At 34.4% G+C, this 18,681-nt stretch carries 13 protein-coding genes and 5 pseudogenes; 10 read left to right on the top strand and 8 right to left on the bottom strand.

Annotation, left to right across the window (positions count from 1 at the left end):
• Window positions 1-57: 57 nt before the first annotated feature.
• Together wVul_RS03145 and wVul_RS10465 are read left to right on the top strand one after the other, a co-directional pair.
• Window positions 58-1,384: pseudogene (locus wVul_RS03145) on the top strand (IS110 family RNA-guided transposase).
• Window positions 1,385-1,406: 22 nt separating this feature from the next.
• Entirely contained in the window at window positions 1,407-1,571 is a 165-nt protein-coding gene (locus wVul_RS10465) for a WD_0736 family protein (RefSeq protein ID WP_458694595.1), read from the top strand.
• A gap of 399 nt (window positions 1,572-1,970) precedes the next feature.
• On the opposite strand, the gene wVul_RS03140 is transcribed toward wVul_RS10465, so the two are convergent.
• Together wVul_RS03140 and wVul_RS03135 are read right to left on the bottom strand one after the other, a co-directional pair.
• Entirely contained in the window at window positions 1,971-3,242 is a 1,272-nt protein-coding gene (locus wVul_RS03140; protein ID WP_047759147.1) for a M16 family metallopeptidase, read from the bottom strand.
• A gap of 1 nt (window position 3,243) precedes the next feature.
• The gene (locus wVul_RS03135; protein WP_047759146.1) at window positions 3,244-3,852 is read right to left on the bottom strand and encodes a superoxide dismutase; all 609 of its coding nucleotides are present in this window, start codon (window positions 3,850-3,852) and stop codon (window positions 3,244-3,246) included.
• 127 nt (window positions 3,853-3,979) lie between these two features.
• On the opposite strand from wVul_RS03135, the gene wVul_RS03130 reads away from it, so the two are divergent.
• Window positions 3,980-4,516: a hypothetical protein gene (locus wVul_RS03130; protein ID WP_047759145.1), complete on the top strand. Its 537-nt coding sequence runs from the start codon at window positions 3,980-3,982 to the stop codon at window positions 4,514-4,516.
• A gap of 195 nt (window positions 4,517-4,711) precedes the next feature.
• Here the strand turns inward: wVul_RS03130 and wVul_RS03125 are convergent.
• From wVul_RS03125 to purF, 4 genes and pseudogenes are all read right to left on the bottom strand, one after another.
• Window positions 4,712-5,588 (bottom strand): annotated as a pseudogene (locus tag wVul_RS03125) (IS110 family transposase).
• Window positions 5,589-5,985: 397 nt separating this feature from the next.
• Window positions 5,986-6,342 carry a hypothetical protein gene (locus tag wVul_RS03120; RefSeq protein WP_047759144.1) on the bottom strand — a complete coding sequence of 119 codons (357 nt, stop codon included), beginning with the start codon at window positions 6,340-6,342 and terminating at the stop codon, window positions 5,986-5,988.
• A 230-nt stretch (window positions 6,343-6,572) separates the two neighbouring features.
• On the bottom strand, window positions 6,573-7,841 hold the full coding sequence (locus tag wVul_RS08560) for an IS4-like element ISWpi18 family transposase (protein ID WP_076611312.1): 1,269 nt from the start codon (window positions 7,839-7,841) through the stop codon (window positions 6,573-6,575).
• A 616-nt stretch (window positions 7,842-8,457) separates the two neighbouring features.
• A complete protein-coding gene (gene purF / locus wVul_RS03105; protein WP_047759143.1) occupies window positions 8,458-9,843 on the bottom strand; it encodes an amidophosphoribosyltransferase in 1,386 nt (461 codons plus the stop codon).
• A gap of 479 nt (window positions 9,844-10,322) precedes the next feature.
• On the opposite strand from purF, the gene wVul_RS03100 reads away from it, so the two are divergent.
• Window positions 10,323-11,549, top strand: coding sequence for a hypothetical protein (locus wVul_RS03100; protein WP_047759142.1), 1,227 nt, complete (start codon window positions 10,323-10,325; stop codon window positions 11,547-11,549).
• 122 nt (window positions 11,550-11,671) lie between these two features.
• Here wVul_RS03100 and wVul_RS03095 read toward each other — a convergent pair whose 3' ends face one another.
• Window positions 11,672-12,211, bottom strand: a complete 540-nt coding sequence (locus wVul_RS03095; protein WP_047759141.1) for a demethoxyubiquinone hydroxylase family protein — start codon at window positions 12,209-12,211, stop codon at window positions 11,672-11,674.
• A 574-nt stretch (window positions 12,212-12,785) separates the two neighbouring features.
• On the opposite strand from wVul_RS03095, the pseudogene wVul_RS10460 reads away from it, so the two are divergent.
• From wVul_RS10460 to wVul_RS10455, 3 genes and pseudogenes are all read left to right on the top strand, one after another.
• Window positions 12,786-13,657 (top strand): annotated as a pseudogene (locus wVul_RS10460) (transposase).
• Window positions 13,654-13,845: a hypothetical protein gene (locus wVul_RS03080; RefSeq protein WP_047759140.1), complete on the top strand. Its 192-nt coding sequence runs from the start codon at window positions 13,654-13,656 to the stop codon at window positions 13,843-13,845. Before wVul_RS10460 ends, wVul_RS03080 begins: the two are co-directional and overlap by 4 nt.
• 44 nt (window positions 13,846-13,889) lie before the next feature.
• Window positions 13,890-14,739: pseudogene (locus wVul_RS10455) on the top strand (transposase).
• 123 nt (window positions 14,740-14,862) lie between these two features.
• On the opposite strand, the gene dapF reads toward wVul_RS10455, so the two are convergent.
• The gene (dapF, locus tag wVul_RS03065) at window positions 14,863-15,660 is read right to left on the bottom strand and encodes a diaminopimelate epimerase (RefSeq protein WP_047759138.1); all 798 of its coding nucleotides are present in this window, start codon (window positions 15,658-15,660) and stop codon (window positions 14,863-14,865) included.
• A gap of 76 nt (window positions 15,661-15,736) precedes the next feature.
• On the opposite strand from dapF, the gene wVul_RS09435 reads away from it, so the two are divergent.
• The 3 genes and pseudogenes from wVul_RS09435 (at window position 15,737) to wVul_RS03045 (ending at window position 18,565) form a co-directional block, all read left to right on the top strand.
• Window positions 15,737-15,961, top strand: coding sequence for a hypothetical protein (locus tag wVul_RS09435; protein WP_047759137.1), 225 nt, complete (start codon window positions 15,737-15,739; stop codon window positions 15,959-15,961).
• Window positions 15,962-16,010: 49 nt separating this feature from the next.
• Window positions 16,011-17,279, top strand: a complete 1,269-nt coding sequence (locus tag wVul_RS08545) for an IS4-like element ISWpi18 family transposase (RefSeq protein ID WP_076611312.1) — start codon at window positions 16,011-16,013, stop codon at window positions 17,277-17,279.
• Between the two features lie 83 nt (window positions 17,280-17,362).
• Window positions 17,363-18,565 (top strand): annotated as a pseudogene (locus tag wVul_RS03045) (IS256 family transposase).
• The last annotated feature ends 116 nt before the right edge of the window (window positions 18,566-18,681 follow it).

Below are 18,681 nucleotides of genomic sequence, written 5' to 3'. Positions count from 1 at the left end.
TTACCGTCTCAAGCTGAAGCGCTTCTTCAATGATAAATTATATACTAAAGATATAAAATGGCAAAAGTAAAAAATAAGTTGGAAGTAATGAACCCTAATGCGGCAGGAATAGATATCTGTACATTATGTATGTGTTCCAGAAGGAAGAGATGAGCAACATATCCAAAAGTTTGGTTGTTTTACAGTGGATCTGCATAACTTAGCAAAATGGTTGAAGAAGTGTGAAATTAAAACGGTAGCTATGGAATCAACGGGAGTATATTGGATTCCTTTATTTCAAATACTTGAATCATATGGATTTGAAGTAAAATTAGTAAACGCGCGGCATATTAAAAATGTACCTGGTAGAAAATCTGATGTTCAAGATTGCCAGTGGTTGCAACAGTTACATAGCTATGGACTGCTCCAAGGATCATTTAGACCAGATGATCAAATTTGCGTACTGCGTGGCTACGTCAGACAACGTAATAATCTAATCAGAAGCGCAAGTACACACACTCAACGCATGCAAAAGGCATTAATTCAGATGAACATTCAGTTACATAAGGCAATTAGTGATATTAATGGTGTAACAGGTATTAGGATTATTGAAGCGATAATTGAAGGTGAAAGAGATCCTGAAAAATTAGCTGAATTAAGGGATGGACGAATAAGAAATGATAAATCTACTATTGTAAAGGCATTAACCGGTGACTACAGAGAGGAACACTTGTTTACACTTAAGCAAGAATATGAAGCATATACTTTTTTCCAGGAACAAATAAAGGAATGTGATAGAAGCGTTGAAAGCTACTATAAAACATTTGAAACAAAATCTGATGAGAGCAAATCAACAAGTAAAGCACAAGGCAAGCAAAAAAATGATCCAAACTTTAATTTGCATGAAGAATTATACCGGGTTATCGGGATAGATTTTACTAGAGTTCCAGGATTCAGTGTACTAAGTATACAGACCATAATCTCAGAGACTGGTATCAACCATAACAAATGGCCAACATTTTCGTCTTGGTTGGGGCTGAGTCCTGGTAATAAAATCACTGGAGAGAAAGTGTTTAGCACGAAAACTTGTAAAGTCGTAAATCGTGCTGCAAATGCCTTACGGCTTGCTGCACAATGTGTATCAAAAAGTAATACTGCTCTTGGTTCACAATGCAGAAAGTGGAAAAAACGACTGGGAGCTCCAAAAGCGATCACTGCTATGGCAAGGAAATTAGCATGTATCTTTTATAATATGCTAAAGTATGGACAAGAGTATGTCGAAAAAGGAATTGATTCTTACGAAAAACTTTATCAAAACAGGGTTATGAAAAATCTGAGTAAAAAAGCTTCTGAATTTGGCTATATCCTGGTAAAAAAAGATGAGTTAGTTCAAGGAGTTTCTTAGGAGAAATAAAGAAAAACATCAAATAGCGTTTTGCGTCTCAGCCGTTACACTCTTAGTCGGTTTATCATTAATCGCAACTGGAATTGCAGTGGGTACTGTACCTGTTATAGCTTCTTGTCTAATGATAGGAGGAATTTTGACTGCCTTATCTGTTGTGCAATCAGTAGAAAGCTATTTATTTTTATGAGACAGCGAGAAAACTTTCAATAAAGTGATTAGTAGTATGCGCGATGAACCAGAAAGCAAACTTTTTATAGAAAGTATTCTGCAACCATTCATTGAACTTTTTAGTAAGCATAAGCAACATAATTAAAGTACACTAAGCTTTGAGCAGCAGGGTGGCAAAATAAGATAGACAAAAATGTAGGGGCAAATGGCCAGTGCTCTTGACACTGGCACCCAGTTCTTTTGTACAAAAAACATTGTAGAGCGCCTCCATGTTAGTGCCTAATCTGAATTCCAGTGTCACGCGCTGGAATGACACCAAAGAGACTAGTTGAATTACAAGAAAAGAAGCACTGGTTTCATATATTTGCACATTAGTCATGCATCTGAACAAATATCCTTTACATTATTAGTTATACACCTAGTCTCTAAGCATAGAAACCACTTTATCGTAACTTGGCAATGATTTAATTTCTCCAATTGCAGCTAGAGTGGTTTTTTCATGCTGAGATAACAATTCTTTTGCTGCTTTTTTTACGTTAGCAGTGGTAACTGCACTAATTTTTTCTATTAATTCATTTTTACTGATGTATTTATTATAGTGACCGTAGTAGTATCCTAACGTTTCAGCACGTGAGCTAACACTTTCGCGTGACATTAAAATTTGGGATTTTACTCGTTCTTTTACTCTATTTACTTCTTCTTCCTTCAGATCATCCGTGGACAATTTCTTTAGTTCTGTCGTTATGGATTTTAAAAGCTTATCTAGATTACTACTATCTGTACCAGCAAAAATGGAAAGCATTCCCGTATCAGCATAGCTAGAGTTGAATGAGTAAATGGAGTAAGCAAGCCCCTGCTTTTCTCTTACTTCCTGAAACAGGCGTGATGACATGCCACTTCCTAGTATAGAATCAAGCACTTTAAATGTATGATATTTATTATCATCACGAGAAACGCTAGGTAGCCCAATTAATAAATGTACTTGATCTAATTTACGATGCTCTAGATATTCGCCACCGGTATAACTTGCATTCTGGCTTTTTTTCAGCTCTTTTGAATGAATCTTTGAGAGAAAGTCTCTGATTAATTGAACAACTTCCTCATGCTCAACATTTCCTGCAACAGCAAATATAATATTTTCACCAAAGTAATGCTGATTTATGTAGTTATCTAGATTCGCTCGAGTAAAAGATTTGACAGTATCTTGCGTACCCAAGATTGACCTACCAAATGGTTGATCTTTATAAGCTGCTTCAAAATATTTATCGAAAATGATATCACTCGGTGAATCATTGGTTTGAAAAATCTCTTGTATTACAACACCCTTTTCACGTTCCAATTCATCTTCTGGAAATATAGAATTTATTAATATATCTATTAATATATCTATCCCAGTTTTGATATCCTTTTTGAGAACCTTCGCATAGTAACTGGTGCTTTCCCTACCGGTGCAGGCATTAAAAGCTCCACCTATGTCGTCAAAAGCTTTCGCAATTTCAAATGCAGTTCTCGTTTTCGTTCCTTTGAAAGCCATGTGCTCTAAGAAATGAGATATTCCATTTTGCTTTGCACTTTCAGCTCTACTGCCAACACCAACCCGTATATTTAAAGCTACGGAATCAACGTCATGCACCCGCTCAGTTATTACGCGCAGACCGTTATCTAGTTTTGTTACCTGTGGAACGTTCATCTTATATATTCTTTGTTAAATTCTCTTCTGCAAAATCCCAATTGATCAAATGATCAAGAAAAACTTTTATGTAGTCAATTCTGCGATTTTGACAATCTAAATAGTATGCATGCTCCCACACATCCATAGTAAGCAGTGGTACCTGATCATAAATTAGCGGCAAATCCGCATTTGGAGTTTTAGTAATTTTGAGCTTTCCTTTTTCAAGCACTAACCATACCCATCCACTACCAAATTGGCCTATTCCACAATTTGAAAATTCTTCACAAAATTTATCAAAACCACCGATATCATCTTGAATTTTTTTTGCCAGAAAACCATCATCTTTAGGCTTACCACCACCGTCCTTCTTCATTGAATTCCAATAAAAAGTGTGATTCCAAACTTGTGCTGCGTTGTTAAATATAGGAACTTTGTCACTATGGCTATGAACTTTCGTTACTAATTCCTCAATTCCCATATGTTGATGGTCAGTATTTTTAACCAGCTCGTTAAGCTTATTTAAATACCCCTTATGGTGCTTGTCATAATGAAAATTCAATGTATTTGCAGATATATAAGGCTCTAAAGCTGCTTTATCATATGGCAACTCAGGTAAAGTAAAACTCATGCTGACCTCTTTATTTCCGATGGTATGGTAATATGTGCTTTTGCGCAACACATAATTTAGTATTGCAGTTATTCTAAAATAAGTTATACTAATGAGGTAATTATATTTTTATTTTTAGAGGAGTAATATGTCAAGTTTATATAGCAATTTTAAGGGATATGCTAAATTGGGAATTACCCCTACCAAAAGCGTTGTAGGTAACGAAGTTCCAAAAAATAGTTTCTATAAATCCGTTCACCTCATCAACAGTGTTGTTGGACCAGTGAAGAATGTAGCTTTTGGTAATTTACTAATTTCTTCTGTAACTTATAATATTGCTTTTACATTAGCTAATGTAGTTCTACAACCTTTGTATCTAGCATTGGCGTATCTATCATATTGGCCGACAAAAGGGTTAGCGAAAGCAACAGATAATTTTAATCTTAAGAACAATACAAAATCGTTGATAGATTATTCGTGCATGTTGTCAAATAAGGCATGGGGCCATAGTCGTCTATTAGCTAACTTTGTTAACACAGTTTTGAGTTATGCTGTTAGTGCTGTCATCTGGGCTGCTGCGCTCGTTGTTACACCACTAATCTGGGCTGTTGATAAAGTGGCAAGTAAGTTTAGTGATGCAAAGACTGAAGATGTCGGTAATAGTCATCTTTTAGAAGGTATATAATTTATAAAATATATTGTGGTATCAACTACGTTTTTTATAAATTTTTTTATTGACATAATTTTGCAACTTTGCCCAATCATGCAGGTAATAAAAACCCATTCGTCATAGGAATAGAATTTTATGTCAAACAGCTATTGCCTGCTTAAGCTAATGAATAAGTACTTTAAGTTTGTGTGTTATTCACAATATTCATTGTCAGTTACTGCTGTGTAAATTAATTGCTTCTTTAAGTCTTGCATTAGCAATTACTATAATTTTACGCATTAGAGCTTACGATCTTCAATAAGTTTAGAATAAAAGCCACCAAGTACAGATTTCGATTTTGCTGCAGCCATGGCTGATATAAAGAGCTTTATTACTTCTACCACCTTCGGTAACCAACAGCTTTACCACTTTCCTTAGGATGAGGTGCTACTCCGGCAAGACTTGCTACTTCTCTTCTGTTTAAGTAACCAAGCTCTGGTATTAAATACAGAAAATCTTGTGATAACTTTTCAGGAACTGTTTTAAGGATTTTTTGACGTTGTTGTAACTCACGGCTTTCATCAATGATTTTTCGTATAGTATTTCATCTATTTGGCTATTAAAGAATTCAATAGTTTTTTGACAACTTTCCCTTATATGGTCGTTTTCAGGTGCTTCCAGTCTACATTTTTCCTGAGTTCTCATTTGCGTAACGACGTTGACAAAGTGCAGCTAGAGTTGATTGTTCTTTTGACGTAGGTGCAAATAGAGAGAGAGTTCTATGGCGCATATTGAGCAAGAGCCATCGCATCTGATTTATCGGATTTTGCTAAAGTTCCGTGAGATAAAATAAAACTTTTTACTTTGCGGGTATTAGCTCGATGTACTGTGATATTCTTGTCAATAAGAAAATTCGACAAACCAATTTTCCTGTGTTTTCTAAAGTCACTAAAGAATTAGGTAAGATATCTGAGAACTTTTGACATAATTGTTGCCAACCAGAAGTATTATTGTCAAATTCGACAGCATTCTTCTGCTTGTGAACTGCAACAACATTTTTGAATTTTCCGATGTCAATGCCAATAAAATTTTGATAAGATGTAATCATGATAACCTCGGTAGTTTTATTAATTTAAGATTGTAAATGGGTGCATACCACACAATTATTCAAACGTATCGAGAGATGGGCTAGTGTACCTTGATAACGACGGTTGTAATACCAATTTTCCTTCGGTCGCACATGCCCGTGATAGTTCTATTCCTATAGTGAGTAGGGTTATCTTTCCCTCTTGTTCGTTTTATAACATATTTTTAACTTACAATATTCTCTTTGGTTACTTACTCTCATTTTTTGTGGCATAAGTTATACTTGTTTGAAAGATGCCTATCTTACAGCAAAATGTGTTAGTACCATACATTTTAAAGCTTTTTTCCTTCATTAAACCAGCACTAGCTATGCAATAAAGCCACCCAGGAAAGCAACATTGAAAATTTTAAATATGGCTTCACACACAACTGATTCCTCCATGCAGAATAGGATCAATACTTCCATTGCTTTGTGCTAACAATTTTCCTGAAGGATCCTCCAATTGCTCATTTTCATATGGTGGTGCTGAAGGGTTCCTTATTTCATGATGATCAGAAAAATCTATTAAATTACTTATTTTTGGTTCTATTTTTGATTCTAATTCCTTTTCATCTTCAGTATTAGCTGCTTTCTCTGCACGCTTTGGTCCTTTTATAAAGTCTTGCATTTCCTTCACAAAACTTTGCTCATAGTACCTCTGTACTAAATAAACCACACTTGCCAGTGCAAGTAGTGTAGCAACAGTTGGTAGCAGAATTGGTAGTGAGTAATGCATGAAAAAATAGAACATATCGCGCTGGAGTTGACTACACTGCCATTAAGTTAAGGGAAAGAGAAGTTAAGATTGGACAAAAAATTTGAAGCGATTGATAATTATGGTAAATACTAGGGTGAATTTTTAAGAAAAGGGAGTCTGAAAAGTGCAAGTTATTTAAAAAAGTAATAATTGCAGGTTATTTTGCAAAGAATGTACTAATGCAATGATACTGAAAAGATATCTTGAATTTAAAACACATGTTTTCTAGCTCTTTTCTGGTAGTTGAGTGAACGAATATCAGATATCTTATGACGATCAACTCTTCTCCCTTTTCTTACCACTAAAGTGTTCATCAAAAATAACTGTGATAGTCGATCCATAATGCAGTCTATGTCTGACTCTGTAGAAAAAATATCAAAGGCTAAGTTTTTAATCGCATTAAATGAGACAGATTTATTGATGCTTTTTTTTAGTTTACTATTCTGTGCGCTCAATGTCTCTTCATCATCTTCTATCATGATACTTTCTAGATTACTGATGAAGATAGTTGACCAAAAATCCTGCTTGATAGTTTCAATACTTTTTCCTGTGAAATTCTCTAAATTTAATCTTCCCTTCAGCCTAGAAAAAAATGTTTCTACTCCCCAGCGCAAGTAATATAATCTCTCAAACTCTTCGACTGTAAAACTTTGCTCATCTAACAGAGATGTTACTAACACTTCAACTTCTCCAGAAGAAAGTATTATTTTGACTAACCTGAATTTCATCTCATCAGGTAATCCTAGCTTTCGTAGCTGTCTTGCTACTTTAATAGGTGCTACCACCATACTAGATGGGCTTTCCGGCTTAAACATAGCGTTTATTTCATTGAAAGACGAACTTGGACAGCGAATTATATAATTGATTTTCCTTCCTGTAAGCTCAGCAAGAAATCGATAAGATACGTATCCTCTATCACAGATTAACAAATCGTCTGATTTTATGGATTCAAGCATACCGATCGCTAAATCAACCTCATAGCTGTCACCTCTACTTAGCACAGATTTTATTGCAATATTATTTAGCACATCGTAGCAAACTTCAAAGGTTGCACTTGTATAGTCTTCAAATCTCTGGATTCCATTCCATACTGCTCTTGAGCCAAACTCGCCTATTATTTTGTCGCTCTTTGGCAGAATCAGTATTGAAGCATCAAATGCAAGTACTCTGAAGCCATGGTGGGTTTTAAATTCCTGATCTTGGTAGTATAGGGAAACTATATCATCATTTAACTCTGAAAACGCAGTATGCTTTAGCTTCTTTCTTGCTTGAGTAAATGCACTTGCCGTAATTGTGTAATCTTTTCTTGTATGCAGAACAAACTCATTAAGCATTACTTGTAATGACTTTACACTCTTTCTAAAAATCAGGAGAAATACATTAATGAAGGGCAGCTTTCTTTTTCGTGAGAAGTCTTTTGAGGATGCTCTGTGTGCGTTTATAAAGTTTAAACTCATCAATTTATTTTTTATAAACATGATTATTCTTTTTTTTACTCATGTCATTACTTCTTTTAATTTGTGGATCTTACCTGATTTTACAATACAGTCCATCACTTTCCCTTAACTTAATGGCAGTGGAGCCTTATGAGGCGTGAGTCTCGCGTAGGGTTCTGCGAGGGGCCAAGAGGGAAGTTCTCCTGGTCTACTCTCCTGACCGTTCCTTCCAAAACCATGTTATATACGGGCACTTAAGGCACCACTGGAAAAATCGGTTATAACTGCAGAGACGCTCCCTGCACAACTATACCCGAAAATTGCTAAACTTAAATTTTGGTATTTCTTCTTGATTTGACAGATTTTGTTTGTCTGATGCTTATATAGATAAAAACCTAGAAATATTGTGAAGACATAAGGTGCGCATAGTGCAAAAAATTAAAGATAAGACGCCAACTGTGTTATGCTTTTGTCGTTTAATCTGCACAGATTGAAGGTAATAAAATACCTTCAGTGTTATGGTAAGGGGAATGGTGGAGTTTGTAAAGGAGTTTTTACATAAATGGCGCCCAGGTAAAAATTATACGGTTATGCAAAAAGTCTATTTTCAAAACTGTTAGTATAATATAGAAAAAACCTCACCTTCATTAATAATAGATTACTTACCAATTGGGTAGTCACCGGTGAAACAAGCATCACAATATTGTGGTGTAGCATTGTTACGCCTTTCTGCTTTAACAGCCCTATATAGTCCATCAATACTCAAGAAGGCTAAGCTATCTACTCCTATACTTTTCTTTATTTCTTCTATAGATTGAGTTGCGGCAATTAAATCTTTGCAATCTGGTGTATCTATTCCATAAAAACAAGAATGCTTAATTGGTGGACTTGAAATCTTTAAGTGAATTTCTTTTACTCCCGCATCTTTTAACATAACTATTATACTTCTGAGCGTACTACCACGCACTATACTATCGTCTATTAAAATTATGTTTTTACCTTTTAAAGTATGCTTATTAGCATTGAATTTTAATTTTATTCTAACCTTGCGTATTTCAGCGGTTGGCTGTATAAACGTTCTTCCTATGTAGTGATTACGAATTATTCCCAGTTCCATGGGTAACCTTGAATGCTTTGCATATCCAATAGCTGCAGGTATTCCAGAATCAGGTATAGGTACAATCATATCCACATTGTTTTTTGGTGGACTCTCTTCTGCAAGTGTTTTTCCTATCCCTTTTCTTGCATCGTATATAGACCTGCTTTCCATTATGCTATCAGGTCTTGAAAAATAAACATATTCAAAAATACAAAAACTTGATTTTTGCTGTGAAAAAGGAAACGCTGAAGCTAAATTACCATTTCGATCAATGGTGACTAACTCACCTGGCTCTACTTCTCTAACAAACTTCGCATTTACTATATCAAAAGCACAAGTTTCAGATGCAAGAACATAAGAACCATCTAACTTTCCTAAAACAAGAGGTCTGATTCCTGCTGAATCTCGTACTCCAATAATTACTTCTTGATTGATTGCTACAAAAGAATAAGCACCTTGTATTTGCTTTAATGCATATATAAAACTCTTCAAGAAGCTATCTTTCTCACTTTTTGCTATCAGATGCACTAGTACTTCTGTGTCAATATCTGACTGAAAAATGCACTTTTGTTTAATTAATTGTTCGCGTATAGGAGAAATATTAATTAAATTACCATTATGTGCTATAGCAAAACTGCCAAATCTGTCACTTTTACCAAGCATGGGCTGTATTCCAGACTTACTACCACTTGTTGAATATCGAACGTGACCTATTGCGCAATCTCCAGGTAAGGATTTCTTTATTTCATCTATATCATCAAGTACGCTGCTCACCTGACCTTGAAAATGATAAGAGAGTAGCTTACCGTTGTTACTAGTTGCTATGCCAAAAGACTCTTGACCCCTATGCTGTAAAGCGTGTAGAGCGAGTATAGAATTAAAAGCAGCACTTTGGCTGCAACTTATGCCAAATACCCCACACTCCTCATGTACTTCATTGAGCATAAAAAATATTAAATAAAGCCTGATTGTACTTTAGCAGAGGCAAAATACAAGAATTTTATTTGTTAATCCCTTTCAAAGCTGAAGCTTTCTATGATAACTTTGATATATATCAGAAAGTAGGTTATACGCAATTAATCAAACAAAGTATGGGTAACTGGTATTACTTAACATAACAAATCTATTTGTGATAGTTGCTAGTACTTAGTGTATAGGACTTCACTGGCTGATATTTTTAGCTCCGATATAAAAACAGAGTGAATGTGAGGTTGATCTTGTAGAATTCTACAGAAATTTACAGCAAAAAAATTGAGAGCAGAACCCCTTCACCAATTGATTTTTTTAGATCAATTCTAGTAAACTATTCTCCTTTTGAGATTTTTGACAATTTTTAAGTACCGAAGAAAAAAAGATATTTTTTATTGACTTACCTATGTATTGAGATAATTACTAAAAAGCTTTAGTGAGTAGTGGTATACAATATGGTTAATCAGGTAAACAAACGAGATGAAAGTAATCATCTTTTAAAGCTTGAACAGCTCTCTTATAACTTCTTCAAGAATCGACTGAATAGCTCACCAAATCCAGAATTACCGATCATAAGTCGTAAGAATAGGCACATGTATTTAACCAAGAAAAGGTACGAAAAAAATAAAGATGTTATAGAATATCTCAAAAGTCTTGACTCTATTGAAATAGCAGAGAGATGGTCAATAAATCATCTTTTTGAGCGAGACTCATCTTTTACGAAATTGCAAATACCATTAACTATAGATGAACAAAATCTAATTAAAAAATTTTGTGATGAGATGATAAGAGGTGTAACAGAACACAATGAGCAAGAAAGCGTTTTAAGGTACATTAAACGCATAACAGAGGATTATTTAAACCAAGGAATAAGATTAAACTCGTATTACGGTAAGGATGATAAAACTGTAACAAATTTAATATTTGAAAAAATGGAAGAATTGATTAATCGCTTTCACACAAATCCACATAATTCAACTACGAAAAATATCATACAAAATATCACTCATAATTTAGTGTTAAAAGGCGGAGTAGAAAAAGGGTTGTCTTTTTATAGCGATATTGAGGGCGGATATTATGACTCTGATTATTTAAATAATTTGAACGAGCAATGTAAGAGTAGGAGAAAAATTCTAGAGAGTATAGCATATGAAGGTATTGTAAAAAAAGATAATAAGCAAATTGATGAATATGACCTAGAAGTAGATAATAAATATTTTTACATTCGATATCCACAAGGTAGTATTATTGAAACTGCAAGAATTTTTAATAATGAAAAAGCTAAAGATTTAGAAATTGGCATATTTCAAATTGAGGAAAGTATAGTAAGAGTTGAAATCACAAAAGACGGAAAAAGAAATTACACAGATATCTTGAAAGGTGGTATTGAAATATTTTTTACTACTAAACTAGGAGAGATTAGTATTTATCTACGGAAGGATGGCAACAAAATGGTAGTAGAAATTGATGAGGAAAGCAAAATAAGGTTTAGCAAGTTAGAAAATAAATCAAGCATTGTAGGGAATTGTCTTATAGAAGGGAAAAGTGTTTCAGAAGTTATAGGCAAGAGTTTTGAGAATACTCCTATAGGGTTACCCCAGACTATTAAGGATGTTCCATCTACTAGTCTTATGCAAACATGTTCGCAGCAACAAGAACACTCAGGTAAGGGATTAAATTAATATATTTTTCAGGACAAGAAATTAATTATAAATATTCATACGCGTGAAATTAGAGCAGAGGATATGAGAAAGTAATTAACAGAAGAACTAAAGGCAAATGTGATTGTCAAAATAGTGATTGATTAAATCAACTTAGAGAAGTAAATAGCAGCTTTGCAGCTTGTTTTTATGAATGAAGATAAAACGTTGTAGCCAAGTGCGCTTTCAGCATTGTGCTGAATTGCAATATCTCTGTGTTCTAACTCTTCATCGCGAAATTTACTTATAGTTTCTCTTAGTTCCCCATCTTCTAAATGTAAGACTTGCTCCTTATAGTGCTCTCCGATCACTTCTTCAACTGCAGCAGTGCAAGCCATAGCAGCTTTTTTACCCATCATGGCAGTTACAACACCAAGTGACACCCCTAAAACACGCCAAACTGGCAACAAAACAGTAGGACGAACTCTTTGCTCCTTGATTTTCTCATTAAAATAGTGGAAATGTTTTTTTTCCTGCTCCTCCATTTCAATTATTTTGTCAATTATGGAAGATTTTTTAAGAATAAATTTTTGACCAGAATAAATGCAAATGGCTCCATATTCGCCAGCATGATTTACTCTAATTGCTTGTTCTAAAAAATTTCCTTTCAATTTTTTTATATTGTTTTTCAATGTTTCCTCCATTTATTTCTGTATTAGTACTACTATAAACCAACATATTGTAGAGTAAATAAAATTCCATGCATACATTGCAAAAACATTATGATTACAGAAACTCAAGTAGCTATAGCAACGACAAAAGTTACTTGACAAAACCTCCCACTTTCCCTTATCATACCAATGAGAGTATTTATCCTTGTTTTTGGGCTCAACGACAAAATTCAGTAAAAAAACTCAGATATTTATTGGCAAATTACATAAAATTATAGCGGCTGCATGTCTTTTTTATTTTTTCTACATTCAGCCAAAACGCGCTTAAAATAAGCGTTAGCACATTATTACAATGCCAATTTAAATTATTATAGGGTCAAAACTCGCTACTCGGGGATTCTTTTGTCTTTTTTTATTTAGTAAATTTCTTAATATTTGGATTAGTTGGGAGTCCTATAGAGATGTCATTCCAGTGCTTGACCAGTTCTTATTACCTGGTCAGTCTTCTGGATTCCAGTGGGCTTTGTTGCATCACTCAAGAGAAAAGAACTGGCAGTTACTGACGAAATTCACTATAAAACAGGCATTTAACCTACGAAAGAAAAATATGCCAACTAAAATGAAGATCAGTAACTGCCATGAATATAACAGATTTCTGCAAGAAAGAGGAAATATTTTTCATTTTATTAATGGAAAATTGGTACGAAAATAGCCCCAAAATGCGAGGTGGAAATTATATTTATAGTAATAAAGTTGTGATTTTAGTGCATATAGTCGCTAGTCTCTTTAGAATTGGCTTAAGACAAACGGTAGGGTTTATAAAAGGATATTTGCAGCAAGTAGGAAAGGGCTTAGCAGTCATTAGCTATTCGCAGGCTTCAAGAAGGTTTAAAAAGCTCAATATTAAGATCAATGATTGCAGAGTTGATAAAAACAATATGGAAGATATTGCAATTGCCATAGACAGCACAAATTTATAATAACACCCCTGGCTACAGTAAGGAAAATAGGAAAGTATCGCAGTTATAAACAGGTAAGATGTAATATTGAGTATAAATAGTAAAAAAGCTATAGCTGCACAATATAGCAATGGTCAACCATTACGGTACTTGCTGACTTGATTTCAGCATGCTAAAAAGCATTATATGCAGACAGAGCCTATGATAGGCGCAAGCTTTATAAATTGTATATGATATAAAGACAAAAATTTTACCGAAAAATCGTGCAGCGGAGCATACAAAATTGGACTATATGGCTGAAAGGAATGCTGCCATTAGATTATGTGGTAAAGAAGGTGTGAAAGAGTGGAAAAAGGAAGCAATTTATGGGAAAAGGTCATATATTGAAGGATTTTTCTCAAGCAAATATTTGTTTAGAAATAGATCTGAAGTAAATCGAGAAAAAGAGTTGCTAATAAAATGTTACTTACTCAATAAATTTACTGATATTGGCATGGCTAAGTTTGAGGTAGTTTCATGAATTTATTATGCTTTACCCACTATCCGATAAGCGATGCAACAAAGCCCACTGGGATCCAGTTTTATTTACCAAAAGTGCTTCATTCTATAACGCAAAACCCATACTCACCAAACCCAATGCATTACTTGCAATCTGGATGCCAGTGGGCTTTGTTGCATAGCTCAATAAAAAGAACTGGCAGTTACTGACAAAATTCACTATAAAACAAGCATTTAACCTACGAAAGAAAAATATGCCAACTAAAATGAAGTTCAGCAACTGCTATGAATATAACAAATTTCTCCAAGAAAGAGGAAATATTTTTCATTTTATTAATGGAAAATTGGTACGAAAATAGCCCCAAAATGCGAGGTGGCAATTATATTTATAGTGATAAAGTTGTGATTTTAGTGCATATAGTCGCTAGTCTCTTTAGAATTGGCAAACGGTGGGGTTTATAAAAGGATATTTGCAGCAAGTAGGAAATAGCTATTCGCAGGCTTCAAGAAGGTTTAAAAAACTCAATATTAAGATCGATGATTGCAGAGTTGATAAAAACAATATGGAAGATATTGCAATTGCCATAGACAGCACAAATTTATAATAACACCCCTGGCTACAGTAAGGAAAATAGGAAAGTATCGCAGTTATAAACAGGTAAGATGTAATGTTGAATATAAATAGTAAAAAAGCTATTGCTGCAAAATATAGCAATGGTCAACCATTACGGTACTTGCTGACTTGATTTCAGCATGCTAAAAAGCATTATATGCAGACAGAGCCTATGATAGGCGCAAGCTTTATAAATTGTATATGATATAAAGACAAAAGTTCTACCGAAAAATTGTGCAGCAGAACATACAAAATTGGATTATATGGCTGAGAGAAATGCCGCCATTAGATTATGTGGTAAAGAAGGTGTGAAAGAGTGGAAAAAGGAAGCAATTTATGGAAAAAGATCTTACATAGAAGGATTTTTCTCAAGCAAGTATTTGTTTAGGAATAAATCTGAAGTAAATCGAGAAAAAGAGTTGCTAATAAAATGTTACTTACTCAATAAATTTACTGATATTGGCATGGCTAAATTTGAAATAGTTACATGAATTTGTCGTAAACCACCACCACATGAAGTGCTATGCAACAAAACCATCCCAGTGTCAAGCACTGGGGTGACAAGAAAGGGAGCATTGATTTCAATATTTGCCACGCATCTGAACAGATACCGCCTAGGTCATAAACCCTACATCGCCAGTCATCAATACATTTCCTGACCACTCAATCAGTAACTGACCTCCTGGTAAATTTACTGAAGTTTGTTTGGTAGCCAAACACTTACGAAGTACAGATGCAACAAATGCTGCACAAGCTGCGCTACCACATGAAGCAGTAATACCTGTTCCTCTTTCCCAAATTCTTAAGTTTATTTCTCCAGATTTTTCTATTTGTGCAATACTAACATTTGTTTTCTGAGGAAATAATTCGTGATTTTCTAGCTTTGGTCCTAAATTTCGCAATGGTATTTCGCTTATGTTATCAACAAAAAAAACTATATGAGGGTTACCAATATTTACTGCAACTGGCTCTTTCAGCATTTCAAGCTCTATAGGTAGATAAAGGGGATCGCATTCACAAGAAAGAGGAATTTCATGCCATTTAAGCAGTGGTTTACCCATATTGACCTTTATTGATTTATCACTCATTTTAAAACATTCTAAGATACGATTGTTTACCAGCTCAATAGTGATATATTCAGTACCTTTTTCTGACATTATCAAATATCCAACACAACGTGCTGCGTTTCCGCACATTTCAGCTCGACTGCCATCAGCATTATAGATATGCATAAAGCAGTCTACAGCATTAGACATTGTTATAATTATTACTTGATCACAACTGCTTTGATCAGCAATTTGTCTATAATTCCAGTCTAAATTATTTGCTGAACGTGAGTCTATGATAACAAAACTATTACCAGTACCGTGCATCTTTACAAACGGGATCTTGTCTGTTAGGTTACTTACCATTATAGTAAAATTATATAAGTGAAAATTTTTCTTCTAATTACAGCTATTTTGTATTCTATAGTTTTCTGTAGTGTGAGTGCTAAGTCAATACCGAAAAATAGCAAAATGCTCTTTTGGCAAGCTGAGGTTGGAAAGGGAGCAAATGTTTTTAACAGGAAAATTGTATGTACTTCCTTTGCTAACGGTAAACGACATGACTTTAGGATTTTTAAAGAGTCGATGTTATCAAGTTTTAGCTGATGCTGGTTTCACTGCCATTAAGTTAAGGGAAAGTGATGGACTGTATTGTAAAATCAGGTAAGATCCACAAATTAAAAGAAGTAATGACATGAGTAAAAAAAAGAATAATCATGTTTATAAAAAATAAATTGATGAGTTTAAACTTTATAAACGCACACAGAGCATCCTCAAAAGACTTCTCACGAAAAAGAAAGCTGCCCTTCATTAATGTATTTCTCCTGATTTTTAGAAAGAGTGTAAAGTCATTACAAGTAATGCTTAATGAGTTTGTTCTGCATACAAGAAAAGATTACACAATTACGGCAAGTGCATTTACTCAAGCAAGAAAGAAGCTAAAGCATACTGCGTTTTCAGAGTTAAATGATGATATAGTTTCCCTATACTACCAAGATCAGGAATTTAAAACCCACCATGGCTTCAGAGTACTTGCATTTGATGCTTCAATACTGATTCTGCCAAAGAGCGACAAAATAATAGGCGAGTTTGGCTCAAGAGCAGTATGGAATGGAATCCAGAGATTTGAAGACTATACAAGTGCAACCTTTGAAGTTTGCTACGATGTGCTAAATAATATTGCAATAAAATCTGTGCTAAGTAGAGGTGACAGCTATGAGGTTGATTTAGCGATCGGTATGCTTGAATCCATAAAATCAGACGATTTGTTAATCTGTGATAGAGGATACGTATCTTATCGATTTCTTGCTGAGCTTACAGGAAGGAAAATCAATTATATAATTCGCTGTCCAAGTTCGTCTTTCAATGAAATAAACGCTATGTTTAAGCCGGAAAGCCCATCTAGTATGGTGGTAGCACCTATTAAAGTAGCAAGACAGCTACGAAAGCTAGGATTACCTGATGAGATGAAATTCAGGTTAGTCAAAATAATACTTTCTTCTGGAGAAGTTGAAGTGTTAGTAACATCTCTGTTAGATGAGCAAAGTTTTACAGTCGAAGAGTTTGAGAGATTATATTACTTGCGCTGGGGAGTAGAAACATTTTTTTCTAGGCTGAAGGGAAGATTAAATTTAGAGAATTTCACAGGAAAAAGTATTGAAACTATCAAGCAGGATTTTTGGTCAACTATCTTCATCAGTAATCTAGAAAGTATCATGATAGAAGATGATGAAGAGACATTGAGCGCACAGAATAGTAAACTAAAAAAAAGCATCAATAAATCTGTCTCATTTAATGCGATTAAAAACTTAGCCTTTGATATTTTTTCTACAGAGTCAGACATAGACTGCATTATGGATCGACTATCACAGTTATTTTTGATGAACACTTTAGTGGTAAGAAAAGGGAGAAGAGTTGATCGTCATAAGATATCTGATATTCGTTCACTCAACTACCAGAAAAGAGCTAGAAAACATGTGTTTTAAATTCAAGATATCGGGAGTGTTAAATAAACTGTGTCAAACCAAGAAATAAAAATATAATTGATATAAAAAAACGGAGGTTTGACATGAGTCAAGTAAATAAAACTACCGGATTGGTAGATTATAAAGAATTAGAAACCTGTCGTCTATACGAGAAGGAAGACCGCTAACAGGAAGAGATGACACCGTTTATAAAAAAGCTGCTTGAGGCAAGTCTGGAAGGTGAAATAGAACACCACTTGTCTGGTGAAAGCGAAGAAAATAATCGAAGAAATGGGAAAAACTTTACGTACAAGTGCAGGCTCATTTGAATTGTTAACACCAAGAGATAGGGAGGGAAGCTTTGAACCTCAAGTAGTTAGAAAAAGACAAACAAGCCTACATCCCGAACTTGAAGCAAAGGTCTTAAGCACATTTGCCAGTGGTATGGAGATATAGCGTCACATGTTGAGGAAATTTATGATCACAAAATATCTGCAGCAGAAATATCAAGTATTACCGACAAATTGCTACCGATAATCAATGAATGGCGCAGTCGCCCACTGCAATCTGTATACCCGATAGTGTTCATGGATGGCATGTTTTTTAAGGTCAAGGAGGATGGGCATTGTGTAAGTAAATGTATGTACAATATATTGGGCATAGACCAAAATGGTAAAAAAGAAGTACTGGGCTTTTATTTAGCTGAAAGCGAAGGAGCTAACTTCTGGTTGGGTGTATTAAATGACCTAAAAGAGAGAGGTATAGAGGACATTCTGATAGCTTGTGTAGATGGACTAAAAAGCTTTCCTACAGCAATAAATAATGTGTTTCCTAATGCAGAAGTACAGCTATGTATAGTGCATCAGATAAGAAATTCATTGAAATATGTATCTAGCAAAGATGTGAAAGTTTTTATGAATGATTTGAAAAAAATATATCGTGCTACAAGTAAAGAAATTGCTGAAAATTATTTGCTTGAGCTGGAAGAAAAATGGGGCGAAAAGTATCCGTTAGTTGTAAAATCTTGGCAGAATAATTGGGAAAATTTGTCCAGTTATTTCAAGTATTCAGGTCCAGTTAGAAAGTTAATTTATACTACTAATCCTATTGAGGGGCTGCATAGGCAGATCAGAAAATTTACTAAGACCAAAGGCTCATTTACCAACACAAACGCCTTGTACAAACAGGTATATTGTGCTATAAAAAAAGTAGAGCAAAAATGGGTCATGGCTTTGCCTAATTGGGCATTAACTATTTCTCAGCTTGATATTTTCTTTCCTAACAGATTGAAAATTCAGTTGAGCTAAAAATGTGGTTTGACACAGTTTATTTAACACTCCCAAGATATCTTTTCAGTATCATTGCATTAGTACATTCTTTGCAAAATAACCTGCAATTATACTTTTTTGAAATAANCTTGCAC

The sequence above is a fragment of the Wolbachia endosymbiont of Armadillidium vulgare str. wVulC genome, assembly GCF_001027565.1.
In the GTDB taxonomy this organism is placed as follows: Bacteria; Pseudomonadota; Alphaproteobacteria; order Rickettsiales; family Anaplasmataceae; genus Wolbachia.
This window is presented reverse-complemented; position numbering and strand designations above follow the sequence as displayed.